We start from the raw sequence: 24,306 nt of genomic DNA on the forward strand, positions 1-24,306 counted from the left end.
CGTGTGGTGGCAGCGGCATCTAGGCAGCCTCCCATGCGCTATGTCAGCACTCGCGGGAACGCGCCCGCGCTCGACTTCGCGGGCGTCACGCTCGCCGGCCTCGCCTCCGATGGCGGGCTGTACGTGCCTGAAAGCTGGCCGACCCTGTCGCCCGACGAGATCGGCGCGCTCCGGGGCCTGTCCTATGTCGACACCGCGGTGGCGGTGATGGCGCCCTTCGTCGCGGGCACGCTGACCCGCGAGGAACTGCGCGGGCTGTGCGCGGCGGCCTATGGCGCGTTCAGCCATGACGCGGTGACACCGCTGGTGCAGCTCGATCACGACCAATGGCTGCTGGAGCTGTTCCACGGCCCGACGCTGGCGTTCAAGGACGTCGCGCTGCAATTGCTCGGGCATCTGTTCGAGCGCTTCCTGAAGGGCACCGACCAGCATCTGACGATCGTCGGCGCGACCAGCGGCGACACCGGCTCGGCCGCGATCGACGCGGTGGCGGGCCGGAGCGGCGTCGACATCTTCATGCTCCATCCCGAGGGCCGGGTGAGCGAGGTGCAGCGCCGCCAGATGACGACGGTCGGCGCGCCCAACGTCCACAATATCGCGATCCGCGGCGACTTCGACACCGCGCAGGCGCTGGTGAAGGCGATGTTCAACGACACCGGCTTCTCGACACGCTTCCGCCTCTCGGCGGTCAATTCGATCAACTGGGCGCGGTTGATGGCGCAGGTCGTCTATTATTTCTACGCCGCGGTTCGGCTCGGCGCGCCGGCCAAGCCCGTGGCGTTCAGCGTCCCGACCGGTAATTTCGGCGACGTCTTTGCGGGCTATGTCGCGGCGAGGATGGGGCTGCCGATCGCCAAGCTGGTGGTGGCGACCAACGTCAACGACATCCTCGCACGCGCGCTGAGCAACGGCGATTATTCGAGCCGCACGGTCGTCCCGACCCCGACGCCGTCGATGGACATCCAGGTGTCGAGCAATTTCGAGCGGCTGCTGTTCGATCTCGGCGGTCGCGACGGCGCGGCGCTCGCCGAGCAGATGCGCAGCTTCGAGGACGCGCGCAGCATTCGCCTGACCAACGCGCAGACGCAGGGCGCCGCGCCGCTGTTCGTCGGCGAACGCGTCGACACCGACGAGATGGCGCTGGCGATGCGCCACGCGCACGAGCGCGCCGGCCAGATCGTCGACCCGCATACCGCGATCGCCCTCGCGGCGGCACAGCGCCACGCCAGCGAAGGCGTGCCGATGGTGACGCTGGCGACTGCGCATCCCGCCAAGTTCGGCGACGCGGTGGAGCGCGCCACCGGCGTCCGCCCGCCGCTCCCGCCGCGCGTCGGCGACCTGTTCGAGCGCGAGGAACGGTTCGTGACACTCGACGCCACCTATGAGGCGGTGAGCGGCTACGTGGCGCAACATGCGGTGCCGCGCGGCTGATGCAACTGTCGACTCTCATCGGGGAGCCGTGGGCGGATTACGGGCTGGTCGACTCGGGCCACGGCCGCAAGCTCGAACGCTACGGCCGCTTCCGCTTTATCCGCCCCGAGCCGCAGGCGCTGTGGGCGCCCGCCAGCCCCGACTGGCGCGCGCAGGGCGAGTTCGTCCCCGGCAGCGACGAGGACGGTGGCGGGCAGTGGCATTTCGCCGAGCCGGTCCCGCGCGACGGCTGGCCGCTCGCGTGGAGCGAGGGCGACGCGCGGGTGAAGTTCACCGCGCAGACCACGCCGTTCCGCCACCTCGGCTTCTTCCCGGACATGGCGCCGGTCTGGTCGTGGATGCGCGGGCGGATCGCCGGCATGGACCAGCCAGAATGCCTGAACCTGTTCGGCTATACCGGGGTCGGCACGCTGGCGCTGTCGGCGGTCGGCGCGAAGATGGTGCATGTCGATGCCTCCAAGAAATCGGTCGAGGCGGCGCGCGGCAATGCGGCGCTGTCCGGACTCGCCGACGCGCCGGTGCGCTGGATCATCGACGATGCCGCCAAGTTCGTCGCGCGCGAGGTCCGGCGCGGGCGGCGCTATGACGGCATCCTGCTCGATCCGCCCAAATACGGGCGCGGACCGGACGGCGAGGTGTGGCGGCTTGAGGAGCACCTCCCCGCGCTGATCGCGGACTGCCGGCGGTTACTCGACGCCGAGTCGCGTTATCTGTTCCTGACCGTCTATGCGGTGCGCATGTCGGCGCTGGCGATTGGCGAGATGCTGCGACAGGCGTTTGCGGACTTGCCCGGCACCATCGAGGCCGGCGAACTGGCGGTGCGCGAGGAAGCGCGCGGGCTGGCACTGCCGACCGCGATCTGGGCGCGCTGGTCGCGGTGATGCCGTCATCGCGAGCGTAGCGAAGCAATCCAGGGCGTCCTGATCCGGCCCTGGACTGCGTTGCTACGCTCTCAATGACGGAAAACTACGCAACCCCGACCACTCCCGGTCGCAGCAGCCCTTTCCCTCTCCGTTCGTGCTGAGCCTGTCGAAGCACGTGCCCCGGACGCGCCCTTCGACAAGCTCAGGGCGAACGGGGCGAGTCTGCTCAAGGCCCGCCCCCAGTTTACTCCACCCCTGCCCGCATCGCCGCGCCTGCAACGACCGGTGCCCCCGCCACCAGCACCAGGCTCACCGCCGCCAGCAGCTTCAACCCGCTCGCGCCCCCCTCGATCGCACCCGCGCCGAAGATCAGCAGCGGCACCGCGAGCGGCAGCATCACCAGCCCCGCGACCGCCCCCGCCCCACGCAACCCCGCGACAAGCGCCCCGGTCGCCACCGCCAGCGCGGCGAGGCCCGGCGTGCCCAGCAGCAGCCCCGCCTCGACCATCAGCAACCGCTCCGCCGAAAGGTCGAGCAACCCGGCGGCGATCACCGCCGCCAGCATCAGCGGCGGCGCGAAGGCGCACCAATGCGCCGCGATCTTCACCGCCGCGACCATCGCCGGCGACACGCCGCGCACCGCCAGCTGGTCGAGCACCCCCGCCTCCAGATCGGGCTGCACCAGCCGCTCGACCGGCAGCAGCGCCGCCAGCAGCGCCGCCGCCCAGATCACCCCGCCGCCGACCCGCGCCAGCAATGCCGTATCCGGGCCGATCGCGAACGGGAACAGCACCGCCACCAGCAGGAAGAAGGCGATCACCAGCGTCGCACCACCGCCGGCATAGCCGCGCCGCACGTCGCGCCAGAACAGCGCGGTCACAACGTCACCGTCGCGGCGTCGGGCAGCGCGAGCGGCTGATGCGTGGTGACGACCACCGCCCCGCCCCCGCCGCGATGTCCGTCGATCAGCGCCTCCAGCCGCGCGACCGCCGCCGCGTCGAGCCCGCTGGCCGGTTCGTCGAGCAGCCACAGCGCCGCGCCCGCCGCGACGACCCGCGCCAGCGCGGCACGACGGCGCTGCCCGGTCGACAACAGCCGCACCGGCACGTCCTCAAGATCATCCAGCCCAACCGCCCCCAGCGCCGCCGCGACGCGCAACGCCGCCCCCGCCGCGCGGTCGAGCGTCGCCCAGAAGCGCAGCGCCTCGCCCAGCCGCCGCTCGCCATCCAGCGCGGTCGCCTCGCCCAGCCACGCCAGCCTGCCTTCCCGCCGCACCGTGCCGACGGCTGGGGGCAGCAACCCGGCGAGCACGCGCAGCAGGCTCGACTTGCCCGCGCCGTTTGGCCCGTGCACCAGCACCGCGCCACCGCGCGGCACCGTTAGATTCAGATCCTCGATCAACACGCGGCCGCCGCGCACGACGGTCAGCGCGTCCGCAACCAGCAGGCTCAATCCGCCACCGCGTCTTCCAGCGCGTGCATGTCGTCGTCGGATAGCCCGAAATGGTGCCCGATCTCATGAATCGTGACATGCGCGACCAGATCGTCGAGCCGCACACCGGTTTCGCACCATTCGGCGAGGATCGCCTGCCGGTACAGATGGATACGGTCGGGCAGCGCCCCGCTCTCGAACCCGCTTTTTTCGCCGATCGGCTGACCGTGATACAGGCCGGTCAGCTCCAGCGGATGCTCCAGGTCGAGGGCGGCGAGCGTCTCGGCATCCGCCTCTTCCTCGACCAGCAGCACGATATCGCCAAGATGTGCGCGGAATTCGGCCGGCAGCCGCGCGATCACACCGCGCGCGTGCGCCTCGATCGCGTCTGCGGAGGGCGCGATGCCCATTGCCTCTTGCCCGTCCATCCTGCCCGCCATACCGCTCCGGGCGAAATAGCGGAAGGGAGCGGGTGCATGGCCAAGACGATCGAACCGTTGAGCGAGGCTGAGCGGGTCGACGCACTCGATGCGCTGCCCGACTGGGATTATGACGAGGGGCGCGATGCGATCACGCGCTCGATCGTGTTTACCGACTTTGCCGAAGCATTCGGATTCATGACGCAAGTCGCGCTGCTCGCCGAGCGCGCCGACCATCATCCCGAATGGAGCAATGTCTGGAATCGCGTCGAAATCCTGCTGACGACGCATGATGCCGGGGGTCTTTCCGGGCGCGATATCGAGTTGGCGACAGCGATTGATGCCATCCTCGGCGGATAAAGCCGATCCGACACTGATCGTCGTCAATGTGATTCATCGGAACGCAAGGCGACGTCTGTCCGTCTAACCTGCCCTATGCCGGCACCCGATACACCGATGTTCCGCTGGACGCATCATGCGCAGGCGGAACTCGAATCCCTCCTCCACGATCACATCGCCGATCGCGCCTTCCCCTGTGTCGGCGCCAAGGCGGCAATGGCGCGCGGCACGCTCAACGTGCTGGCGTGCACCAGCATCGACAGCGCGTGGGACGATCTTCGCATCCACGATGGTCTGGTGAAGTTTGCCGCCGCCTATCGCGAGAACCCGGCATTGTTTCGCAGCTTCGCGGTGGTGTTCGACGGACCGGGCGACCTCGACGAACCCGCATTCGAGCGGGCGCTGTGGCAACGCATCCAGTCACTGTCCGACAAGGACGTCTGGCGCGGCCAGCCCTATGACACGCGCGTCAGCCACGATCCCGCCGACTCGCACTTCTCGCTGAGCTTCGGGGGCGAGGCGTTCTTCGTCGTCGGGCTTCACCCGCATGCCTCGCGCCCGGCGCGGCGCTTCGCGCGCCCGACGCTGGTGTTCAACCTCCACGACCAGTTCGAGACGTTGCGCGCCGACGGCCGTTACGAGACGATGCGCGAGGCGATCATGGTGCGCGATGAGGCGATCGCCGGCTCGCGCAACCCGATGCTTGCCCGCCACGGCGAGACCAGCGAGGCGCGGCAATATAGCGGGCGTGTCGTTGACGAGGCATGGCGTTGCCCCTTCCACTACACGGGCGAGAAGCACGCATGACCACTGCAGCCCTGCATGAGATCGCGCCGCGCAGCGGGGCGGGCTTTACGTTATCCGCCGGGCAGACGCTGACGGTGATCGACCCGCGCGGCGTGCAGGTTGCCGATCTGCTCGCCTATAATGCCGCCGACGTGCGCGAGGTGCTGTCGTCGGGGCGGACGCTCGATTATGCCGAAACGATCCGGCTGACGACGGGGCACAAGCTCTATTCCAATCGCTCAAACGTGATGCTGGAGATCGTCGAGGATACCGTCGGGCGTCATGATTTCCTGCTGACGCCGTGTTCCTATGCCACCTTCGACCATTTCTACCCCGATCTACCCCGGCATCGCGGCTGCTTCGGCAACCTCGCCGAGGCGCTTGCGCCATGGGGCATCACCGAGGACATGATCCCGGTCGCGTTCAACTGCTTCATGAACGTGCCGGTTGACGGGCCCACCGGGCGGCTGGAGGTGCTGCCGCCGGTGAGCAAGGCCGGCGACCGGATCGTGCTGCGCGCGGCAATGGATCTGGTGATCGGGCTTACCGCCTGCTCCGCCCCCGCGTCGAACGGCGGCAGCTTCAAGCCAATTCATTATTGCGTCGAATAGCGCATCGCCAGACGTTCGGCCTCTTCGGCGCGCTCGGCATAACGCGCGGCGAAATCGAGATGCAGTCGGCGGATCGCCTCCTCGCACGCAGCACGCGCGCGCTGCTTCTCTTCGATGACGCGTTGACGGAAATAGGCGATATCGCCGGTGGCAGACATGACCGATGCTCCTGACCCAAGGAATGACGGTACGCTTTCAACACCGCCGAATGTGCGCCACGGCGGCGGACGCCGCCTTCATCTCGATCAAGCTCCCACTGGCCAAATCCGACCAACCCGATGATGTGGGTGAATGACGATCACACACTCCTTTGACCGCGTCACCCCCGACTCGATCGCTACGTCGCACGCGCGCGCGGTGATCGAGGAAGCGCCGGTTGCGATCGAGGTGAACGGCATCGGCTATGCGGTGATGATGGCGACGCCGCGGGACATTGCCGACTTCGCGACCGGCTTCGCGCTTGCCGAGCGGATCGTCGCGGTGGCCGACGAAATCGATTCGCTTGACGTCCACGAGACGCCACACGGTACGATCGTCCGCCTGACCGTGCCGCCCGCCCGCGCCGCCGCGATGCTCGACCGGGTGCGGCGGCGCACCAGCGACAGCTCGTGCGGGCTGTGCGGGATGGACAATCTCGATGCCGTCCACCGCGACCTGCCACGCGTTCCCGAAGCGACCGCCGCGCCGGCGGCGATCTTCGCCGCACTGGCCGCGATGCGCGTGCATCAGCCGCTCAACCGCGCTACCGGCGCCGCGCACGCCGCGCTGCTGTGCGCGCATGACGGGGCGATCCGCATCGCGCGCGAGGATGTCGGGCGGCACAACGCCTTCGACAAATTGATCGGCGCGATGGCGCGCCAGTCTCTCGACTGGGACGGCGGCTTCGCGCTGCTGTCGTCCCGCTGCTCCTACGAGCTGGTCGAGAAGGCCGCGCTGGCGGCGTGCCCGATGCTGGTGACGGTATCGGCAGCGACCAGCCTCGCGCTGGAGCGGGCCGCCGCCGCCGGGCTGACGCTCGTGTCGCTCGCGCGCGACGATGCGGTGCTTTTCTCGCATCCCGTGCGTTAGCGCGGTCATGACCGAGCAGCACGACGATCGCCCCGATTTCACTCCTTACGAGGGCCCTTCGGGTGGATGGGGGTCGGTCCGTTCGCTCGCCGACATCATCCCGCGCGAAAAGAACATCGCGCAGACCTCCGCCGAGCTGCTCCGCCAGAACAAGCACGACGGCTTCGCCTGCGTCAGCTGCGCCTGGTCGAAGCCCTATCCCCCGCACCCCGCCGAATTCTGCGAGAATGGCGCGAAGGCGACCGCGTGGGAGATCACCAGCCAGCGCGTCACCCCCGACTTCTTCCGCCAGCACACGCTGACCGAGCTGCGCGGCTGGACCGATTACCGGCTGGAGGAAGCCGGACGACTGACGCATCCGATGAAATACGACCGCGCCAGCGACAAATATGTCGTCGCTCCATGGGAAGAAGCGTTCAAGGCGATTGGCGCCCGGCTCAAGGCGTTGCCGCCCAAGTCGGTGGTCTTCTACGCCTCGGGCCGCGCCAGCCTCGAGACGTCGTTCATGTGGCAATTGATGGCGCGCCTCTACGGCAACCAGAATCTGCCCGACAGTTCGAACATGTGCCACGAATCGACCTCGGTCGGGCTCAAGACCTCGATCGGCGTGCCCGTCGGCACGACCAAGCTGGAGGATTTCGACACCACCGACTGCATCCTGCACTTCGGCCAGAACGTCGCGACCAACAGCCCGCGGATGCTCCACAACCTGCGCGACGTCCACAAGCGCGGCGCGGACATCATCGTCTTCAACCCGCTCAAGGAACGCGGGCTGGAGCGGTTTACCGATCCGCAAAACCCGATCGAGATGGCGACGGGCAAGGAAACGCCGATCGCCACCCAATACCATCAGGTCAAGGCCGGCGGCGACATCGCGGTGATGATGGGCATTGCCAAATGGCTGCTCGCGAACAACGCGATCGACCATGATTTCATCGCCGAACACACCCACGACTTCGCGCCCTTCGCCGCGAAAGTGCAGGCGACGACATGGGACGAGATCGAACACGAATCGGGGCTGACCCGCGCCGCGATCGAGCGCGCCGCCGCCGCTTATGGCCGCGCGAAGACCGCGATGGCGATCTACGGCATGGGGCTGACCCAGCATGTGAAGGGCGTGGACAACGTCCGGATGCTCGTCAACCTGATGCTGATGCGCGGCAACATCGGCAAGCCGGGCGCGGGCCTGTGCCCGGTGCGCGGCCACAGCAACGTGCAGGGGCAGCGCACCGTCGGCATCACCGAGAAGACCGAACTCGCGCCCGTCGAGAAGCTCAGGGAACGCTACGGCTTCTCGCCGCCGACTGAAAAGGGCCTCGACACCGTCGAGGCGTGCCGCGGGATCATCGACGGCACGGTCAAGGCGTTCCTCTCGCTCGGCGGCAATTTCGCGCGCGCGGTACCCGAAACCGAGCTGGTCGAGGACGGCTGGGCGCGGATGGATCTGTCGGTGCAGATCGCGACCAAGCTCAACCGCAGCCACCTGATCCCCGCGGCAGGCGACACCTGGCTGCTGCCGTGCCTTGGCCGGATCGAGCGTGACCTGCAGGCGACCGGCCCGCAGCGGGTGACGGTTGAGGATTCGACCAGCGTTATCCATCCGTCGCTCGGCAAGGTCGAGCCGGCCAGCCCGCATCTGCTCTCCGAGCCCGCGATCGTCGCCGGGATCGCGCAATCGTTCCTGCCCGCCAACCCGGCGATCGACTGGGACAAATGGGTCGGGGACTACAGCCTGATCCGTGACGAGATCGCTGCGGTCTTCCCCCACTTTTTCGCGCGCTTCAACGAGCGGCTGCGTGAGGAAAAGGGCGGGTTCTGGAAGGGCAACAAGGCATCCGGTCGCGAATGGGATACCGAAAGCGGCAAGGCCGAATTCCTTGTCCCCGATACGCTCAACGCGACCGGCTTCACCGAGGCCGAGGGCCGGTTCCGGCTGCTGACGCTGCGCTCCAACGACCAGTTCAACACCACGATCTACGGCTATTCGGACCGTTTCCGTGGGATCAACGGCACGCGTCAGGTGGTGCTGATGAACCGCGCAGACATCGCGCGCGCCGGGCTCACCGCCGGGCAGAAGGTGACACTCGCCACCGACGCGGAGGACAATCACGATCGCCGTGTCGGTGACCTGATCGTCGTCGAATATGACGTGCCCGACGGGTGCATCGCGGCATACTACCCGGAGTGCAACCCGCTGATCCCGCTGTCGCACCATGCCGAGGAAAGCCACGTCCCGGCGGCGAAGTCGGTGCCGGTACGAATTGTAACCTAGCCCTCTCCCCTCCGGGGAGTTCCAGGTCGAATGTGCCCCCGGCACATTCTCGACATCGCGGGGCGATGTCGAACCGGAACTGGTTGGGTGAGGGGCCGGTGTCTCGCAGAGAGGCCGCTCTCGGTGAGATCCCAACCCTCACCAGTGTCGGGTAAACAATGCCCCGCATTGTTCAGTCCATGCTGGGAGCATGGACGACCCGACACTCGTCTCCCCGGAGGGGAGAGGGAGACCCACCCGGCACAATTATGCGACAAATCGGCGCTAGCGCCACGATCGCCGCCAAACGTCACGTGCGGCTGGGGTAACACATGCGTCTCTCGTTCCTTCTGCTGGCCTCCACCGCGGCGCTGCCCGCTTATGCACAACAGGCCGCCACCCCGCCGCCCGTGCAGGCCGGCGCGCAGACCCCCGCTCCCGCCGCCGAGCAGGAAAACGAAGAAGAAAGCAGTGACGACATCGTCGTCACCGGATCACGCGCGCAACGCGGCGCGGTGATCGGCGACGTCACGCCCGAGGAGCAATTGTCCCCCGCCGACATCCGCAGCTACGGCGTCAGCTCGGTCACCGAATTGCTCAACGAACTGTCGCCGCAGACCCGCTCCGGGCGCGGCGCGGGTGGCGCGCCGGTGGTGCTGCTCAACGGGCGGCGCATCTCGGGCTTCCAGGAAATCCGCGACATCCCGACCGAAGCGATCCAGCGCGTCGACATCCTGCCCGAGGAGGTCGCGCTCAAATACGGCTATCGCGCCGACCAGCGCGTCGTGAACTTCGTGCTGCGCCGCCGCTTCAAGGCGGTGACCGCCGAGGTCGAGGATCGGTTCGCAACCGAGGGCGGCCGCAACACGCCGGGTGCCGAACTCGATCTGCTCCGGATTCGCAGCGACAAGCGCGTCAACCTGCACCTCGAATACAGCCGCCCCGGTGCGCTGACCGAATCCGAGCGCGACATCATCCAGGCACCCAATGCCGCGGCGGTCGGCGGCAATGTGTCGTCGCTGAACCGCGGTGCGATCAACCCGTTGTTCGGCAATGCCACCACGCTCGGCATCCCCGCGCTCGCCGCGATGCAGGCGCCGTTGCTCGGCGACTTTACGACCACCCGCAACGTCACCGATCAGGGTGTGTATCGCACGCTACTGCCGCAGCAGCGCACGTTCAGCGCCAACGGCACCTATGCAACGACGATCTTCGGCAACGTTTCGGCCTCGCTGAACGCAACGGTCGACCGTAACGTCACGCGCGCGCTGCGCGGGCTGGCCGAGGTCGATCTTGACCTGCCCGTCGGCAGCCCCTTCTCGCCGTTCGCGGTCCCGGTGCGCGTGACGCGTGCCTTCGACGACGTTCCCGCATTGACGCAGCGCGCCGAAACCACCGATCTGCACCTCGGCGGCACGCTCAACGGCGATCGTGGGCAATGGCGCTGGTCGCTGACCGGCAACGTCGATCGCGACGAGAGCAACACGGTCACCACCACCGGGCTCGACACCAGTGCCTTGCAGGCGAGCATCAATGCCTTCGACCCGCTCGCCAATCCTTATGGCCCCCTCTCGCTGGGCGCATCGCCCGCTGATCGCGGGCGTTCGGTGGCGACCAGCGCGGGGCTCGACGCGCTGGTCGCCGGGCCGTTGTTCCTGCTCCCCGCCGGCTACGCCAACACCAGCATTCGCGTCGGTGCCTCGACCAGCGACTTCAGCAGCGACTCCTTTCGCCGCGGCGTGGCGAGCGCCGCCGACATTGGCCGCGACCTCGCCAATGCACAGATCAACCTCGACCTGCCGATCGCCAACAAGGCGCAGGGTGTGCTCAGCGCGCTCGGCCGGCTGTCGATCAACGGCAATCTCGCGGTCGACCAGCTTTCCGACTTCGGCACGCTGTGGACGATCGGCTATGGCGCGAACTGGACCCCGATCGAGGGCATCAGACTGCTCGCGTCTGTCACCGACCAGGACGAGGCACCCTCGGCACAGCAGCTCGGCAATCCGACGGTGACGACCCCCGGCGTGCGCGTGTTCGATTACGTGCGCGGCACCACCGCCACCGTCACCGCGATCACCGGCGGCAACCCGAATTTGATCGCCGACAACCGCCACGCGCTCAAGGTCGGGCTCGATATCAAGCCGTGGAGCGCGCAGCAGATCAACTTTCGCGCCGATTACACGCGGCAGAGTACCGACGATCCGATCGCCGCCTTCCCCAGCGCGACCGCCGCGATCGAGGCCGCCTTCCCCGACCGCTTCACCCGAGACGCTGGTGGCAATCTGCTCCAGATCGATTCGCGCCCGATCAACTTCGCGCGCAGTGAGACGTCGCAGCTCCGTTACGGCGTGAACCTGTCGTTCCGCATCAAGTCCGAGCTGCAGAAGAAGATCGAGGCGTTCCGCGCCGGCACCGGCCCGAACCCGTTCGAGGGGCTGCGTCCGCCCGGTGGCGAGCGCCGCCCCGATCGCCCGCCGCAGAATCGCGCCCGGCCGGACGGCAGCGCAATGAACGGCGGACGCCCCGATAGCGGCGGCGGCGCGCCAGGCGGCCCGCCCGGCGGTGGCGGCGGCGGCTTCCGTGGGCGCGGCGGTGGCGGCGGCGGGCAGGCCGGCGGACGCGTCCAGTTCGCGCTCTATCACACGTGGCACCTGACCGAGCGCGTGACGATCGCCGACGGCGGCCGCGTGCTCGACCTGCTCAACGGCGATGCGATCGGTGCGGCGGGCGGACAGGCGCGGCACGAGCTGGAGGGGCAGGCCGGCTACACGAACAACGGTCTCGGCGCGCGGCTGTCGGTCAATTACCAGAGCGGCACGCGCGTCAACGGCGGCACCGCCGCCACGCCGGAGACGCTGGAATTCGGCAGCCTCGCCACCGCCAACCTCCGCCTGTTCGCTGACCTCGGCGGCAACATCGACTGGGTGCGCGCGCACCCGTGGATGCGCGGCGCGCGTGTCAGCGTCCAGTTCGACAACCTCTTCAATACCCGGCGCGACGTCCGCGACCAGAACGGCACGGTCCCGATCGGCTTCCAGCCCGACTATCTCGATCCGGTCGGCCGGACGATCCGCGTCTCGTTCCGCAAACTGTTCTTCTAATCCGTCGTCCCTGCGCAGGCAGGGGCCCATGTCTGTCGAGTGTCACGGCCGGTCACCTCGATCTTCGAGGCGGCTGTGTCCCTCACAACCCAACCCGCCCCGCCAGCCACCGCGCCGCCGCCTCCGGGCTCTGCTTGTCGCGGTCGCGATCGACCCGATAGTTCGCCTCGCGCATCGCCGCGACCGGGATCCGTCCGATCAGCGGCCGCAGCGCGTCGAGGAACCGCGCATCCTCCCGATGTTCCGGCGCGACCAGCACGATCGCGTCATACCCCGGGATCGCGTGACGCGGATCGGCGAGCACCGTCAGCCGGTCGGCGGCGATCCGTCCGTCCGACGAGAAGGCGCTGATAACGTCGGTACGCCCGCTTTCCAGCGCCCGGTACATGAACGTCGGCGCGTAGGGCGTCGCGCTCGCGAAGCGCAACGGATAGGCACGTCGGATCGCCGCCCATTCCGGACGGTCGAGAAACTCGAGATCGGCCCCGAACCGAAGCTGCGGCGCGACCCGCACCAGATCGTCGAGCGTCGCCACCCCGCGCCGCTGCGCATCGTCGCCGCGCATCGCGAAGGCATAGGCGTTCTCGAAACCCAATGCGCCCAGTAATGTCACCCCGCGCGACCGTTGCGCCCAATCCGCGATCCCGCGCAGTTGTTCGGCGCGCGGCGGCGTCTCGGTGCGGTGCATTTCGGCGGTCCAGAGCGTCCCGGCATAGTCGACATACACGTCGATTTCGCCCCCCGCGACCGCCCCGAACGCCACCGCCGATCCCAATCCGTCGCGATAACTGACCCGATAGCCCGCTTTCGTGAGCCGATCGCCGATCAACCGCGCCAAAATGTACTGTTCCGAGAAATTCTTCGCTCCCACGACCACCCGCCGCTCGCCACCTGCGCGCCACAAGGGCGTCGCAGCTGCAACCGTGGCCCCCAGAAGCAGCATCAATGCCGCCCCGGCGCGCTTCCACCGCCGCTCTCCCGCCGCCCGCTCCGTCACGCCGAGCAGCAGATCGACGCCCAGCGCCAACCCCGCGGCTCCAACGCAGCCCGCAATCACCAGCGTCCACGCCTGCGTCTGCAGCCCCGCGAAGATCAGATCGCCCAGACTCGGCTGCCCCACCGTCGTCGACAGCGTCGCCGCACCAATCGTCCACACCGCTGCGGTGCGCACTCCCGCCATCGCGATCGGCAGCACCAGCGGCAGCTCGACCAGCCGCAGCTTCTGCGCGCGCGTCATCCCGATCCCGTCCGCCGCCTCCAGCACCGCCGGATCAAGGCCCTGTAATCCGGTGACGATATTCCGCACGATCGGAAGCAACGCATAGAGCGTCAGCGCCAGCAGCGCCGGCACGAAGCCGAGCGCAGGCACGCCGTGCCCGATCCACAGCAACGCCGGATAGAAAAGCGCGAGCAGCGCAAGGCTCGGAATCGTCTGGACGAGACTCGCAAATCCCAGCACCACCCCCGCCAGCCCTGGCGCACGCGCGGCCCGGATTGCGACCGGCACGCCGAACACCAGCGCCAGCGCCAGCGCTGCCATCGCAAGCAACAAGTGCTGGGCGGCGAGCGCCGGCACGCGGGCGAAAGCATCGTTCATGTCGTCAGCGCCGCCAGCCGCGCCGCCTGTTCGCGTGGCACCGCCACCAGCGCCTGCGCCGCCATACCGCCCGCTCCGCGCAGCAAGGCGGCGGGCGGCTCGTCCGCAACCACGCGCCCCGCCGCCATAACGATGACGCGATCGGCGAGCAGCAGCGCCTCGGCCATGTCGTGCGTCACCATGATCGTGGTCAGCGCCAGCTCGCCATGCAGCCGCCGCACCGCGCCCGCCAGCGACTCGCGCGTCACCGGGTCAAGCGCGCCGAACGGCTCGTCCATCAGCAGCAGTCCCGGCCGCGTCACCAGCGCACGCGCGACGCCGACGCGCTGGCGCTGACCGCCCGACAGCTCGGCGGGCATCCGCGTCGCGACCGTGCGCGGTAATTCGACAAGGTCGAGCATCACCGCCGCTTGTGCCGCATCGGGCCGCCCCGCCAGCCGCAGCGGCAAGACGATGTTTTCCGCCACGCTGAGATGCGGAAAAAGTCCGACGTCCTGGAACACATAGCCGATCCGGCGCCGCAGCGCGGGCGCGGGCGCCTCCGCGACGTCGCGTGCATCGAGCAAGACACGGCCAGTATCGGGCATCACCAGCCGGTTGACGGTCTTGAGCAAGGTCGACTTGCCCGATCCCGACGCGCCGACCAGCGCGACGAACGTCCCCGCCGCGATCGTCAGCGACACGCCGTCGATCGCCGCGGCATCGCCGTAGCGCTTGCCAACCTGCTCGAAGGCGACCGCCGGTCCGGACGAAAGTGCTGGCATCGTCGCTGGTGATGCGGGAAGCGTGCGCCTGTAACAAGCATTAAGGCGGGAGAGCGGGATGAAGGCGATGCTGGTCACCGGCGGCGGCTCGGGCATCGGCCGGGCGGTGGCACAATTGTTCAGCGCGCGCGGCTGGCGGGTCGGGCTGGCGGACATCGACGCGCAGGGCCTGCGCGACACCGCTGCGTTGCTCCCCGCCGATCGCACCAGCACGCATGTCATGGACGTGCGCGATCCGTCGGAATGGGAGGAAGTACTCGCCGACTTCACGCGCGTCAGCGACGGGCGGCTCGACGTGCTGTTCAACAATGCCGGGATCGCGGCCGGCGGGCCGTTCGCCGAGATCGGGCTCGACGCGATCGACCGCGTCATCGACGTCAACTTCCGCGGCATGACCTATGGCGCACGCATGGCCTATCCGTATCTGAAGGCGACGCCGGGCGCATGCCTGCTCAACACCGCCTCGGCCTCGGCGATCTACGGCTCGGCGGGGCTGGCGATCTATTCGGCGACCAAGTTTGCGGTGCGCGGGCTGACCGAGGCGCTCGACGGCGAATGGGCGGCAGAGGGCATCCGGGTCCGCTCGCTGATGCCGAGCTTCATCGACACCAACCTGCTGTCGGCGCCGATCCCCGGTACGAAATACACGGCGCGCGATCTGGTCGTGCGGCGCAAGCTGGAGTTCACGTCGGTCGAGACGGTCGCCGAAAAGGCGTGGGCGGCGGTGCACGGCGATCGCGTGCACACGGTGGTCGGCAAGACCGCCGAGCGGATGGCGTTCGCGGCACGCTGGATGCCCGGCCGGCTGCGCGCGATGATGCGGGGGCGCTAAGACGGTTCGTCATTCCCGCGAAGGCGAGAATCCAGAGCCTCTGCTGTCGGTGGCTCTTACGAAAACCTGCGCGTCTGGATTCCCGCCTTCGCGGGAATGACGGGGGAGTTTCTAGGCTCCCCCGAGAGAGGCATCACACCCGCATCGGCATCAGCACGTAGAGCGCCGGGCTCTTGTCATTCTCACGGATCAGCGTCGGCGCGGCGGCGTCGGCAAGGTGGACCTCGACCAGATCGGTGCCAATCTGCCCGAGAATGTCCATCAGATAGCGGCTGTTGAAGCCGATCTCGAACGGCGTCGCGGCATATTCGCCGGGCACTTCCTCGGCCGCGGTGCCATTCTCGGGGCTGGTGACCGACAGCGTGATCTTGTCGCGATCCAGCGCCATCTTCACCGCGCGGGTCTTCTCGGTGGCGATCGTCGAGACACGATCGACACCCTGCATGAAGCTCTTCGGATCAAGCTTCAGGATCTTGTCGTTACCGGTCGGAATGACGCGGCTGTAATCGGGGAAGGTGCCGTCGATCAGCTTCGAAGTCAGGACCGCCTGCCCCAGATCGAAGCGGATTTTGGTCCCCGACAGCGAGACGCCCACCGAGCCGTCGACCTCGTCGAGCAGCTTGCGCAACTCGGCGATGCACTTCCGCGGCACGATCACGTCCGGCATCCCTGCCGCGCCCTCAGGCTGGTCGACCGTCACGCGCGCGAGACGATGACCATCGGTCGCGGCGGCCTTCAGCACGCCCTCGGCAACGTGCAGGAAGATGCCGTTGAGGTAATAACGTGTCTCTTCAGTAGAGATCGCGAAGCGCGTCTTGTCGATGATCTGCTTGAGCGTTTCGGCAGGCAGCTCGAACTGCGTCGGCAGCTCGCCCTCGGCGATCACCGGGAAATCATCACGCGGCAGCGTCCCGAGCGAAAAGCGCGCGCGCCCCGCCACGATCGTCATCCGACCCTCGGCAGCGGTCAGCGAGACCTGCGCGCCTTCAGGCAGCTTGCGCGCGATGTCGAACAAGGTGTGCGCTGACACGGTGGTCGCGCCCGGCTGATCGACCGCGGCAGCGACGCTCTCGTTGATCTGCAGGTCGAGATCGGTCGCCATCAGGCGCAGCTGGCCCTCGGCGGTCGCCTCCAGCAGCACGTTCGACAGGATCGGGATGGTGTTGCGCCGCTCCACCACCGACTGGACGTGGCTCAGCCCCTTTAGCAGCGTCGCGCGTTCAATCGTCGCCTTCATCGTCACTTCCCCCGGCCCGCAGGTCACTCACCAGGGGCAATTGGCCGAGTCTCCCTAAGGTCCAAACTCTCTCAGAACAAGGTCGTGGCGGAGCGGATTTTAGCACCATGCGGCGTCGCGCGTCGGTCACCAGTTGCGATCGCCGGTCATCGTCGCTTGCTTACGGGTGTTGCATTGCGCTCGTCGCCGGCGGTCCTCCACTAGCGATTACGATCCTTGTTCTGAGAGAATTTGGACCTTCGCCAAAAAGAATGGGCGGGAGCATGCGCTCCCGCCCGGTCCGACGCCACAAGCGCCGAGAAATCAGAAACGGATGCCCAGACCGGCCATCAGCTGGTGACGATCGAGATCGATGTCATAACCGTCGATCTTGCCATAATGCGAATAGCGATATTCGCCGGTGATGAACGAGCTCGGCGTCAGCTTGTACTCAAGCCCGGCGCCAAGGCGGAAGCCGCCAAGATTGGTCTTGTCGATCAACTCGTTCGCTGAATTGGTCGTCGCCTGATACCGGCTTTCGACGCGCGCGTTGGTATAGCCGCCCTTACCGTAGATCATCGCCTGTGGCGAAATCACGTAGCCGAGCCGGCCACCGACATAGAGATCGCGTCCCGCCTCGACCGAGAAGCGATCGCCCGCGGTCACCGCATTGTAGCTGCGCGACTTGGTGGTCGCATCGGTCAGCTCGCCGTCAATGCCATAGACGATGTTGCCGCGCTGGAAATCATAGCCGATCCGGCCGCCGTAGCCGAAGCCCTGCTGCCCTTCCGAATCGCCGTCGCCGCCGTCCTGGATGTTGTCGTAGCCGGCCAGCACCTCGACGCGGCCGCCCGCGAACGGACCGTCCTGCGCGGTCGCCGGGGCCGCTACCGCGATCGCCATCACCGCCGCCGGGATCGCCATTGCAAGCTTACGCATGTCTCACTCCATCTCACGCGCCCCCAGACACGGGGCGTGCGGGGACAAATACGCGGACGGCCCAATGTTGCATGAACCTGACATAAACAACGATTCGCGTTGCATTTCGGCCACAGTGGCGCGACAGTCCTGGCGATGACGATCGTGCTCGCCCTGCTGGCCGGCGCCGCGCTGGGCGAACCGCTCGGCGTATGGCAACGCTGGGCCGCGCTGCGCGAAATGCCGGGGCAGCGCTGTTTCGCGGTGGCGCAGCCGATGCGCCGCGATGGCACGACGGATCGCCGCGGCGGTTTCGCGTTGGTCGCGGTGCGGCAGGGGCCAACGCACGCGCCATCGATCCGGCTGCACCTCTCGCGCCCACGTGGCGAAGGCGCGCCGCTGACACTGGTCATTGGCGAGCGCCGCTTCGCACTGATCGGCGACCGCGAAACCGCGCGCGCCGCCGATGTCGAAACCGATCGCGCGATCATTGGAGCGATGCGCGGCGCCGGCGCGATGACGCTTACCACGCTGGACGCGGGCGGGCGGACGCTGAACGACACCTACCCGCTGGCCGGCGCGGCTACCGCGATCGATGCGGCGCAACTCGGATGCGCGGCCCGGTAACGCTGGAAAAATGCGCGCACTTGGCCTATGTGCGCGCGATGCTCACAGCCTCGGCCGCCCCCATGCCCATCCCCGGGCACATCGACCCCGTGACCGTGCCGCGCGCCAGCGCGCCGCGCACCGACGGCCGAATCGACCTGATCGGGTTGCCGCGCGACGAACTGCGCCGCGTGCTTGAGGAGGCCGGACTGGAATCCCGCCAGGCCAAGCTGCGCGCCAAGCAGATCTGGCACTGGATCTACAATCGCGGCGCGACCGATTTCACGGTGATGACCGACATCGCGAAGGCGCAGCATCCGTGGCTGACCGAGCGCTTCGTGATCGGACGTCCGCAGGTGGTCGAGGCACAGGTGTCGACCGACGGGACGCGCAAATGGCTGCTCCGCTCCGAGGACGGGCAGGATTACGAGGCGGTGTTCATCCCCGAAGCCGATCGCGGGACGCTCTGCGTGTCGAGCCAGGTCGGATGCACGCTCAACTGCCGCTTCTGCCACACCGGCACGATGCGGCTGGTGCGCAACCTGACCGCGGGCGAGATCGTCGGGCAGGTGATGCTGGCGCGCGACGCGCTCGGCGAATGGCCGAGCCAGCCCGAGGGGCGGATGCTCACCAACATCGTGATGATGGGCATGGGCGAGCCGCTCTACAATTTCGATGCGGTACGCGACGCGCTCAAGCTGGTCATGGACGGCGACGGCCTCGCGCTCAGCAAGCGCCGCATCACGCTGTCGACCAGCGGTGTGGTGCCGATGATGGCGCGCGCGGGTGAGGAGATCGGCGTCAATCTCGCGGTGTCGCTCCATGCGGTGACGAAGGACGTCCGCGACGAGATCGTCCCGCTCAACCGCAAATACGGCATCGAGGAATTGCTGCAGGCGTGCGCCGATTATCCGGGCGCGAACAATGCCCGCCGCATCACCTTCGAATATGTGATGCTCAAGGACAAGAACGATTCGGATGCCGAGGCGCATGAGCTGGTCCGCCTGCTCAAGCACTACAAACTGCCCGCCAAGGTGAATTTGATCCCGTTCAATCCGTGGCCGGGCGCGCCTTATGAAACCTCGACGCCCGAGCGGGTGCGGCGGTTCAGCGAGATCGTGTTCGAGGGTGGCATCTCCGCCCCGGTCCGAACCCCGCGCGGGCGCGACATCGACGCGGCGTGCGGCCAGTTGAAAACGGCGGCGGAGAAAAAGAGCCGCGCCGAGCTTGATCGGCTGGCAGCGGAGAAGCAGGCCGCGCTTGGTTGATGCGGCCGGTGTGGCGCTCGCCGGCGGGGCGGGCGTCCTCGGCGGGATGATGAACGCGCTGGCAGGCGGCGGCACCTTCGCGACGATGCCGGCGCTGCTCGGGCTCGGCACGCCGGCCAATATCGCCAATGCGACCTCCAACCTCGGGCTGATGCCGGGCGGTGCGACCAGCGCGTGGAGCTTCCGCCGCGAATTGCAGCCGGTTGGCGGCGTGTCGGTGCGCGTGCTGGCGGCGATCACTTTCGTCGGCGGGCTGCTCGGCAGTATCCTGCTGGTGGTGACGCCGGGCGCGGCGTTCGACCTGATCGTGCCATGGCTGCTGCTGGTCGCGTTCGTCGCGATCGTGTTCGGCGCGCGGGCCGCGGACTGGCTGGCGACGCGGGTGACGATCAAGCCGCGCACGTTGATGGCGGTGCAGGCGGTGCTCGGCACCTATGGCGGCTATTTCGGCGGCGGGGTCGGGATCATGACCACCGCGACCTACGGACTACTGGCGGGCACGACCCCACGCGCGATGTTCGCGCCGCGCACGCTGATGCTGACCGTCGCCAATTTCGCCGCCGCGATCGTGTTCGTCACCTGCGGGATGATCCGCTGGGATGCGTGCCTACCGATGCTGGCGGGCGGCGTGGTCGGCGGCTGGCTGGGCGCGATCGTCGGCAAGCGACTGCCTGCGCTCGTGGTGCGCTGGTGGACGATTCTCGTCACCGGCGCGACCACGGCGGTGTTCTTCGCGCACGCTTACGGGTGATGCCTTATCCCGGCCGCGTCATCGTGAACTTCTCGCCGGGCTCGAAATAATCGCCCGGCCCGCCGCCGCGCAGGATCGGTTGCGCGCGCGCGGTCTGGTAGACGCCGTCCTCCAGCATCGCGCGGTCGATATGGACGGCAACCGCTTCGCCGAGCACAAGCCAGCCGGGCAGCGCGGTGCCACGACGATCCTGCAATTGCACGATCTGCGTCACCTGGCATTCGAACTGCACCGGGCTCAGCGCGACGCGCGGCGCGGCGACTCGCGCCGACGGCAGCGTCGCCAGCCCGGCGCGCACAAATTCGTCCTCATCGGTCGCGGCCGACGTCTCGTTCATCGCCTTGGCCAGATCACGCGTCGCCAGGTTCCAGACGAACTCGCCGCGCGCACGCACGTTTGCCAGCGAGTCCTTTTCGCCCAACGAGCAGAAACCGATGATCGGCGGCCGGTACGAGAACAGGTTGAAGAAACTGTACGGCGCTAGATTGCGCCGTCCGTCACGCGACACGGTCGAAATCCAGCCGATCGGACGCGGCGCGACGATGGCGTTGAGGGGATCGTGCGACAGGCCATGCCCCTGCGCCGGCTCGTAGAAATGCCATTCGGTCATGCCGCGGCTTCTGCTAGGAAGCGTGAATGGCTGCAACCGTGATCCACCGCCACCGCCTCGCCACGCGTCTGTGGCACTGGATCAATGCGTTCGCGATCTTCGTCCTGATCGGCTCCGGGCTCGGCATCTCGAACGCGCACCCGCGCCTCTATTGGGGGCGGTACGGCGCCAATTTCGACCATGCCTGGGCGCAACTGCCGCGCTTTCCTTCGTGGCTGACAATCCCGGCCAGCTACAATCTCGCGATCTCGCGGCGCTGGCATCTGTTCTTCGCGCTGGTGCTCGCCATCTCGCTGCTTGCTTATATGATCGTCAGCCTACTCAATCGCCATTTTCAGCGCGATCTCCGCGTTCGGCGGCGTGACGTGAGCACCGCGCATCTCGCCGCCGACATCCGCGCCCATCTCGCCTTCCGCTTTCACGATCCCGAAGCCCCCGGCGAGTATAACGCACTGCAAAAGCTCAGCTATGTTGCGGTGGTTTTCCTCGCATTGCCGCTGGTGATTCTCACCGGGCTGGCACTGTCGCCAAGCATGAACGCGCTATGGCCATGGCTGCTTGATTTATTTGGCGGCCGCCAGTCGGCACGCTCCCTTCACTTCATCGCGATGGCGGTGATCGCGGGCTTCACGGTCATCCACCTCGTGCTGGTGATCCTCGCTGGCTGGCGCAATGAGCTGCGCTCGATGCTGACAGGCCGCTGGCAGGTGCCCGAATGATCCGGCGACGGACACTGCTCGGCGGCGGCGCCGGGCTGATGCTCGCCGGCTGCGACCGCGTCATCCAGCAGCCGACGGTGCGCTCGATCGTCTTCAAGGGCGAAGACATGCACCGCGCCCTGCAACGCGCGCTGTCGAACCGTGATGCGCTGGCACCCGAGTTCACCCCCGCGCAGATGTCCCCGCGTTTCCGTACCAACGGCACGCGTGATCCCGGTACGCCCGCTTACGCCGCCCTCCGCGCCGGACGCTTCGCCGACTGGCGGTTGACGGTCGACGGGCTGGTCGCGCGGCCGCTCTCACTGTCGCTCACCGATCTCGGCCGCTTCCCGCAACGCGCGCAGATCACCCGCCACGATTGTGTCGAGGGGTGGAGCGCGATCGGCAAGTGGCAAGGCCCGCGGCTCGGTGACGTGCTCAAGGCGGCGGGGCTGCGCGACGCGGCGCGCTACATCGTGTTCCGCTGCGCCGATCTGTATGGCGGCGCGCCCTATTACGAATCGGTCGACCTGATCGACGCCTTCCACCCGCAGACGATTCTCGCCTGGGCGATGAACGACCGTTTCCTCGACGTCGGTCACGGCGCGCCGCTACGGCTGCGGGTCGAGCGCCAGCTTGGCTACAAGCACGCCAAATATCTGATGCAGGTCACCGCGGTCGCCAGTCTCACCGGTATCGGCAAGGGGCGCGGCGGTTACTGGGAGGACAATGTTGATTACGACTGGTGGGCAGGGATCTGATTCCTTCGCGACGTCATCCCGCTCTTGATCCGCGCCGTTGACCGCAGCGAAAACTAGGCCACGTTGTCCTTTAGCCACCGTCGGCGCAGCGCGACGATATAGATGATCGCCGCCACTCCCGCGAACAGGAACCATTGCACCGCATAGGCAAGATGGTTGTTCGGGATCGACTCGATCGAGGGCGACGCGTTCGCAGACAGCCCCGCGGCGGGCGTCGACGCGACCAGCATCAACTCGCGGACCACGTGCGGTTGCGTCACCTCGGCGATCAGCGGCCTTGCGTCGGGCGCATGCGCGATCCAGCCGCTGACCTTGCCGCCGCCCCACGCCACCTTGCCGACCGGATCGCGTGTCGTGCCGATCTGCACCCGCAACCCCGGCCCTTCCGCGCCGGTCCGGCACAAGGCGATCACGCGATACCCCGCCGCCCCGGCCCCGGCGCGGGTGATCGACACCGGCTCCAGACAAAAGGCGCTGCTGCGCCGGAAGAGCAACGTCTCGTCGGCCAGCCGCGGGAAAGCGACCGGCGGGCGCGCCGGATTTGCGGCGAGCTGCGCGAGAAACGCTTCCTTCTGCGGGCGGCGATCGAGCAACTGCCACAGCCCCAGCGCGATCATCGCCGCGATCGCTATGCCAACGACGATTGTCGGCAGAACAGGAACGCGCTTCATGGCGCCAGCCGTCCCTCGCCCGCCGCGTGGCGATACTCGGCGGCGAGCAGCCAGCCCTTGGCAACGCGCAACGACCAGACGATCGCCGCAGTGCTCAGCGGCACCCACAACAGGACGTGTAGCCACCATGGCGGCGAGAATGACAGTTCGACGACAATCGCCAGCGCGACGATGATTGCGCCCCATGCCAGCACCAGGAGCGCTGCGGGCCCGTCGCCGACGTTGAATCCGGTGATCGACAGCCCGCATGCCGGGCAGCGATCGGCGAAACGAAGGACGCCCGCAAACAAGGTGCGGGCGCCACATTGGGGACATAACCCCTTGATGCCACAGTCGATCGGCCGGGGCGCACCCCCGGCCGCCGGCCGATTGGCCTCACTCATCCGCCGTGAACCGGTGCGCCCCAGCCGCCCCATACGTAGACGGTGACGAACAGGAACAGCCACACGACATCGACGAAGTGCCAATACCAGGCCGCCGCCTCAAAGCCGAAATGCTGCTTGGGTGTGAAGTCACCCTTGTAGGCGCGGATCAGACAGACGATCAAAAAGATCGTCCCGACGATGACATGGAAGCCGTGGAACCCGGTCGCCATGAAGAACGCCGCGCCGTAGTTGATCCCCTTGAACGGGAACGGCGCGTGCATGTACTCATAGGCCTGGATGCCGCTGAACAGCAGCCCCAGCACTACGGTGAGCCACAGCCCCTTGAGCACGCCGTCGCGATCGCCGACGCCCAGCAGGCCCCAGAAGCCGCGCTTCTCGCCGCCGCGCTGGTTATGGATCAAGGCATGATGCGCCCAGGTGACGGTCGTGCCCGAGCATAGCAGAATCAGCGTGTTGAGCAGCGGCAGTTCAAAGGCGTTGATGACCTCAAGCCCCTTGGGCGGCCACTGCGCCGCGATCGCCGCCGCACCCTCGGCGGCGCGCTCGACCTGACCGTCGACCACCTGCATCGCGGTCGGAAACAGCGAGAAGTCGAAGAACGCCCAGAACCAGCCGACGAAGAACATCACCTCGGAGGCGATGAACAGGATCATGCCGTAGCGGAAGTGGAGCTGCACCACCGGCGTGTGATCGCCGGCATGCGCCTCACGGATCACCTGATGCCACCAGCCGTACATGCAGAACAGCACCGAGGCGAAGCCGATCAGGAATACCCAGCCACCGCCCGTGCCCTGATGCATGTACATGATGCCGCCGGCCGCCATGATGAGCGCGGCGAACGCGCTGAGCAACGGCCATGGGCTGGGAGGCAGGATGTGGTATTCGTGGTTCTTGGCACCCGCCATGCGCGGCTCTCCCCAATTCGCTT

26 protein-coding genes are annotated in these 24,306 nt (G+C 67.7%); 14 read left to right on the forward strand and 12 right to left on the reverse strand.

From position 1 onward, the window contains the following. Positions 1-33: 33 nt before the first annotated feature. Positions 34-1,431, forward strand: coding sequence for a threonine synthase (thrC, locus tag ACI2JO_RS07165; protein ID WP_404720000.1), 1,398 nt, complete (start codon positions 34-36; stop codon positions 1,429-1,431). Then, entirely contained in the window at positions 1,431-2,312 is an 882-nt protein-coding gene (locus ACI2JO_RS07170; RefSeq protein WP_404720001.1) for a class I SAM-dependent methyltransferase, read from the forward strand. The genes thrC and ACI2JO_RS07170 overlap by 1 nt, the downstream gene beginning before the upstream one ends. Positions 2,313-2,538: 226 nt before the next feature. Here ACI2JO_RS07170 and ACI2JO_RS07175 read toward each other — a convergent pair whose 3' ends face one another. Genes ACI2JO_RS07175 through ACI2JO_RS07185 form a run of 3 tightly spaced genes read right to left on the reverse strand, consistent with a single transcriptional unit; the run spans position 2,539 to position 4,153 of the window. Continuing rightward, positions 2,539-3,174, reverse strand: a complete 636-nt coding sequence (locus tag ACI2JO_RS07175) for a heme exporter protein CcmB (protein WP_404720002.1) — start codon at positions 3,172-3,174, stop codon at positions 2,539-2,541. Further along, positions 3,171-3,746: a heme ABC exporter ATP-binding protein CcmA gene (gene ccmA, locus ACI2JO_RS07180; RefSeq protein WP_404720003.1), complete on the reverse strand. Its 576-nt coding sequence runs from the start codon at positions 3,744-3,746 to the stop codon at positions 3,171-3,173. The genes ACI2JO_RS07175 and ccmA overlap by 4 nt, the downstream gene beginning before the upstream one ends. Beyond that, positions 3,743-4,153, reverse strand: a complete 411-nt coding sequence (locus tag ACI2JO_RS07185) for a metallopeptidase family protein (protein ID WP_404720004.1) — start codon at positions 4,151-4,153, stop codon at positions 3,743-3,745. Before ACI2JO_RS07185 ends, ccmA begins: the two co-directional genes overlap by 4 nt. Positions 4,154-4,201: 48 nt before the next feature. Between ACI2JO_RS07185 and ACI2JO_RS07190 the strand changes: the two genes are divergently transcribed. The 3 genes from ACI2JO_RS07190 to ACI2JO_RS07200 all read left to right on the forward strand — a co-directional run bounded on the left by ACI2JO_RS07190 (position 4,202) and on the right by ACI2JO_RS07200 (position 5,880). Then, a complete protein-coding gene (locus ACI2JO_RS07190; RefSeq protein WP_404720005.1) occupies positions 4,202-4,504 on the forward strand; it encodes a 4a-hydroxytetrahydrobiopterin dehydratase in 303 nt (100 codons plus the stop codon). A 96-nt stretch (positions 4,505-4,600) separates the two neighbouring features. Next, complete coding sequence (gntA, locus tag ACI2JO_RS07195) at positions 4,601-5,290, forward strand: guanitoxin biosynthesis heme-dependent pre-guanitoxin N-hydroxylase GntA (RefSeq protein WP_404720006.1); 690 nt, start codon at positions 4,601-4,603, stop codon at positions 5,288-5,290. Next, a complete protein-coding gene (locus ACI2JO_RS07200; protein WP_404720007.1) occupies positions 5,287-5,880 on the forward strand; it encodes a DUF1989 domain-containing protein in 594 nt (197 codons plus the stop codon). The genes gntA and ACI2JO_RS07200 overlap by 4 nt, the downstream gene beginning before the upstream one ends. On the opposite strand, the gene ACI2JO_RS07205 is transcribed toward ACI2JO_RS07200, so the two are convergent. After that, positions 5,865-6,038 carry a hypothetical protein gene (locus ACI2JO_RS07205; protein WP_404720008.1) on the reverse strand — a complete coding sequence of 58 codons (174 nt, stop codon included), beginning with the start codon at positions 6,036-6,038 and terminating at the stop codon, positions 5,865-5,867. The two genes, ACI2JO_RS07200 and ACI2JO_RS07205, sit on opposite strands and share 16 nt — an antisense overlap. Before the next feature lie 133 nt (positions 6,039-6,171). Here ACI2JO_RS07205 and fdhD point away from each other — a divergent pair, with 133 nt between their 5' ends. The 3 genes from fdhD to ACI2JO_RS07220 all read left to right on the forward strand — a co-directional run bounded on the left by fdhD (position 6,172) and on the right by ACI2JO_RS07220 (position 12,300). Next, positions 6,172-6,948, forward strand: coding sequence for a formate dehydrogenase accessory sulfurtransferase FdhD (fdhD, locus tag ACI2JO_RS07210; protein ID WP_404720009.1), 777 nt, complete (start codon positions 6,172-6,174; stop codon positions 6,946-6,948). A gap of 7 nt (positions 6,949-6,955) precedes the next feature. Next, positions 6,956-9,220, forward strand: coding sequence for an FdhF/YdeP family oxidoreductase (locus tag ACI2JO_RS07215; RefSeq protein WP_404720010.1), 2,265 nt, complete (start codon positions 6,956-6,958; stop codon positions 9,218-9,220). A 311-nt stretch (positions 9,221-9,531) separates the two neighbouring features. Then, positions 9,532-12,300 (forward strand): TonB-dependent receptor, encoded by a 2,769-nt coding sequence (locus ACI2JO_RS07220; protein WP_404720011.1) that lies wholly within the window; start codon positions 9,532-9,534, stop codon positions 12,298-12,300. Positions 12,301-12,382: 82 nt separating this feature from the next. On the opposite strand, the gene ACI2JO_RS07225 is transcribed toward ACI2JO_RS07220, so the two are convergent. Both ACI2JO_RS07225 and ACI2JO_RS07230 read right to left on the reverse strand, forming a co-directional pair. Then, positions 12,383-13,897: an ABC transporter permease/substrate-binding protein gene (locus ACI2JO_RS07225; protein WP_404720012.1), complete on the reverse strand. Its 1,515-nt coding sequence runs from the start codon at positions 13,895-13,897 to the stop codon at positions 12,383-12,385. Further along, on the reverse strand, positions 13,894-14,661 hold the full coding sequence (locus ACI2JO_RS07230) for an ATP-binding cassette domain-containing protein (protein ID WP_404720013.1): 768 nt from the start codon (positions 14,659-14,661) through the stop codon (positions 13,894-13,896). The genes ACI2JO_RS07225 and ACI2JO_RS07230 overlap by 4 nt, the downstream gene beginning before the upstream one ends. Positions 14,662-14,719: 58 nt before the next feature. Between ACI2JO_RS07230 and ACI2JO_RS07235 the strand changes: the two genes are divergently transcribed. Continuing rightward, positions 14,720-15,493: an SDR family oxidoreductase gene (locus ACI2JO_RS07235; RefSeq protein WP_404720014.1), complete on the forward strand. Its 774-nt coding sequence runs from the start codon at positions 14,720-14,722 to the stop codon at positions 15,491-15,493. A 133-nt stretch (positions 15,494-15,626) separates the two neighbouring features. On the opposite strand, the gene dnaN is transcribed toward ACI2JO_RS07235, so the two are convergent. Continuing rightward, positions 15,627-16,730 carry a DNA polymerase III subunit beta gene (gene dnaN, locus ACI2JO_RS07240; RefSeq protein ID WP_404720015.1) on the reverse strand — a complete coding sequence of 368 codons (1,104 nt, stop codon included), beginning with the start codon at positions 16,728-16,730 and terminating at the stop codon, positions 15,627-15,629. A 303-nt stretch (positions 16,731-17,033) separates the two neighbouring features. Next, positions 17,034-17,648 (reverse strand): outer membrane protein, encoded by a 615-nt coding sequence (locus ACI2JO_RS07245; protein WP_404720016.1) that lies wholly within the window; start codon positions 17,646-17,648, stop codon positions 17,034-17,036. A gap of 135 nt (positions 17,649-17,783) precedes the next feature. On the opposite strand from ACI2JO_RS07245, the gene ACI2JO_RS07250 reads away from it, so the two are divergent. The 3 genes from ACI2JO_RS07250 to ACI2JO_RS07260 all read left to right on the forward strand — a co-directional run bounded on the left by ACI2JO_RS07250 (position 17,784) and on the right by ACI2JO_RS07260 (position 20,252). Further along, positions 17,784-18,254, forward strand: a complete 471-nt coding sequence (locus ACI2JO_RS07250; protein ID WP_404720017.1) for a hypothetical protein — start codon at positions 17,784-17,786, stop codon at positions 18,252-18,254. A 62-nt stretch (positions 18,255-18,316) separates the two neighbouring features. Then, entirely contained in the window at positions 18,317-19,501 is a 1,185-nt protein-coding gene (gene rlmN, locus ACI2JO_RS07255) for a 23S rRNA (adenine(2503)-C(2))-methyltransferase RlmN (RefSeq protein WP_404720018.1), read from the forward strand. After that, positions 19,494-20,252, forward strand: coding sequence for a sulfite exporter TauE/SafE family protein (locus tag ACI2JO_RS07260; RefSeq protein ID WP_404720019.1), 759 nt, complete (start codon positions 19,494-19,496; stop codon positions 20,250-20,252). The genes rlmN and ACI2JO_RS07260 overlap by 8 nt, the downstream gene beginning before the upstream one ends. A 4-nt stretch (positions 20,253-20,256) precedes the next feature. Here the strand turns inward: ACI2JO_RS07260 and ACI2JO_RS07265 are convergent, their stop codons facing one another. Continuing rightward, positions 20,257-20,862, reverse strand: coding sequence for a flavin reductase family protein (locus tag ACI2JO_RS07265; protein ID WP_404720020.1), 606 nt, complete (start codon positions 20,860-20,862; stop codon positions 20,257-20,259). Between the two features lie 26 nt (positions 20,863-20,888). Between ACI2JO_RS07265 and ACI2JO_RS07270 the strand changes: the two genes are divergently transcribed. Both ACI2JO_RS07270 and ACI2JO_RS07275 read left to right on the forward strand, forming a co-directional pair. Next, on the forward strand, positions 20,889-21,581 hold the full coding sequence (locus ACI2JO_RS07270) for a cytochrome b/b6 domain-containing protein (RefSeq protein ID WP_404720021.1): 693 nt from the start codon (positions 20,889-20,891) through the stop codon (positions 21,579-21,581). Then, positions 21,578-22,321, forward strand: a complete 744-nt coding sequence (locus ACI2JO_RS07275) for a molybdopterin-dependent oxidoreductase (RefSeq protein WP_404720022.1) — start codon at positions 21,578-21,580, stop codon at positions 22,319-22,321. Before ACI2JO_RS07270 ends, ACI2JO_RS07275 begins: the two co-directional genes overlap by 4 nt. Before the next feature lie 53 nt (positions 22,322-22,374). On the opposite strand, the gene ACI2JO_RS07280 is transcribed toward ACI2JO_RS07275, so the two are convergent. The 3 genes from ACI2JO_RS07280 to ACI2JO_RS07290 all read right to left on the reverse strand — a co-directional run bounded on the left by ACI2JO_RS07280 (position 22,375) and on the right by ACI2JO_RS07290 (position 24,283). Further along, positions 22,375-22,992: an SURF1 family protein gene (locus ACI2JO_RS07280; protein WP_404720023.1), complete on the reverse strand. Its 618-nt coding sequence runs from the start codon at positions 22,990-22,992 to the stop codon at positions 22,375-22,377. Beyond that, the gene (locus ACI2JO_RS07285) at positions 22,989-23,282 is read right to left on the reverse strand and encodes a DUF983 domain-containing protein (RefSeq protein WP_404720024.1); all 294 of its coding nucleotides are present in this window, start codon (positions 23,280-23,282) and stop codon (positions 22,989-22,991) included. The genes ACI2JO_RS07280 and ACI2JO_RS07285 overlap by 4 nt, the downstream gene beginning before the upstream one ends. An 89-nt stretch (positions 23,283-23,371) precedes the next feature. Beyond that, positions 23,372-24,283: a cytochrome c oxidase subunit 3 gene (locus ACI2JO_RS07290; protein WP_404720025.1), complete on the reverse strand. Its 912-nt coding sequence runs from the start codon at positions 24,281-24,283 to the stop codon at positions 23,372-23,374. Positions 24,284-24,306 lie beyond the last annotated feature (23 nt).

This window comes from Sphingomonas sp. NPDC079357 (assembly GCF_044901155.1).
GTDB lineage: Bacteria > Pseudomonadota > Alphaproteobacteria > Sphingomonadales > Sphingomonadaceae > Sphingomonas.

Coding starts and splice junctions, on each gene's coding strand:
- ACI2JO_RS07205 (WP_404720008.1), bottom strand. CDS start 6,038: ATGTCTGCCACCGGCGATATCGCCTATTTCCGTCAACGCGTCATCGAA.
- ACI2JO_RS07250 (WP_404720017.1), top strand. CDS start 17,784: ATGACGATCGTGCTCGCCCTGCTGGCCGGCGCCGCGCTGGGCGAACCG.
- gntA (WP_404720006.1), top strand. CDS start 4,601: ATGTTCCGCTGGACGCATCATGCGCAGGCGGAACTCGAATCCCTCCTC.
- ACI2JO_RS07280 (WP_404720023.1), bottom strand. CDS start 22,992: ATGAAGCGCGTTCCTGTTCTGCCGACAATCGTCGTTGGCATAGCGATC.
- ACI2JO_RS07290 (WP_404720025.1), bottom strand. CDS start 24,283: ATGGCGGGTGCCAAGAACCACGAATACCACATCCTGCCTCCCAGCCCA.
- thrC (WP_404720000.1), top strand. CDS start 34: ATGCGCTATGTCAGCACTCGCGGGAACGCGCCCGCGCTCGACTTCGCG.
- ACI2JO_RS07200 (WP_404720007.1), top strand. CDS start 5,287: ATGACCACTGCAGCCCTGCATGAGATCGCGCCGCGCAGCGGGGCGGGC.
- ACI2JO_RS07185 (WP_404720004.1), bottom strand. CDS start 4,153: ATGGACGGGCAAGAGGCAATGGGCATCGCGCCCTCCGCAGACGCGATC.
- ACI2JO_RS07190 (WP_404720005.1), top strand. CDS start 4,202: ATGGCCAAGACGATCGAACCGTTGAGCGAGGCTGAGCGGGTCGACGCA.
- ACI2JO_RS07235 (WP_404720014.1), top strand. CDS start 14,720: ATGAAGGCGATGCTGGTCACCGGCGGCGGCTCGGGCATCGGCCGGGCG.
- rlmN (WP_404720018.1), top strand. CDS start 18,317: ATGCCCATCCCCGGGCACATCGACCCCGTGACCGTGCCGCGCGCCAGC.
- ACI2JO_RS07245 (WP_404720016.1), bottom strand. CDS start 17,648: ATGCGTAAGCTTGCAATGGCGATCCCGGCGGCGGTGATGGCGATCGCG.
- ACI2JO_RS07270 (WP_404720021.1), top strand. CDS start 20,889: ATGGCTGCAACCGTGATCCACCGCCACCGCCTCGCCACGCGTCTGTGG.
- dnaN (WP_404720015.1), bottom strand. CDS start 16,730: ATGAAGGCGACGATTGAACGCGCGACGCTGCTAAAGGGGCTGAGCCAC.
- ACI2JO_RS07230 (WP_404720013.1), bottom strand. CDS start 14,661: ATGCCAGCACTTTCGTCCGGACCGGCGGTCGCCTTCGAGCAGGTTGGC.
- ACI2JO_RS07220 (WP_404720011.1), top strand. CDS start 9,532: ATGCGTCTCTCGTTCCTTCTGCTGGCCTCCACCGCGGCGCTGCCCGCT.
- ACI2JO_RS07215 (WP_404720010.1), top strand. CDS start 6,956: ATGACCGAGCAGCACGACGATCGCCCCGATTTCACTCCTTACGAGGGC.
- fdhD (WP_404720009.1), top strand. CDS start 6,172: ATGACGATCACACACTCCTTTGACCGCGTCACCCCCGACTCGATCGCT.
- ACI2JO_RS07225 (WP_404720012.1), bottom strand. CDS start 13,897: ATGAACGATGCTTTCGCCCGCGTGCCGGCGCTCGCCGCCCAGCACTTG.
- ACI2JO_RS07275 (WP_404720022.1), top strand. CDS start 21,578: ATGATCCGGCGACGGACACTGCTCGGCGGCGGCGCCGGGCTGATGCTC.
- ACI2JO_RS07265 (WP_404720020.1), bottom strand. CDS start 20,862: ATGACCGAATGGCATTTCTACGAGCCGGCGCAGGGGCATGGCCTGTCG.
- ACI2JO_RS07170 (WP_404720001.1), top strand. CDS start 1,431: ATGCAACTGTCGACTCTCATCGGGGAGCCGTGGGCGGATTACGGGCTG.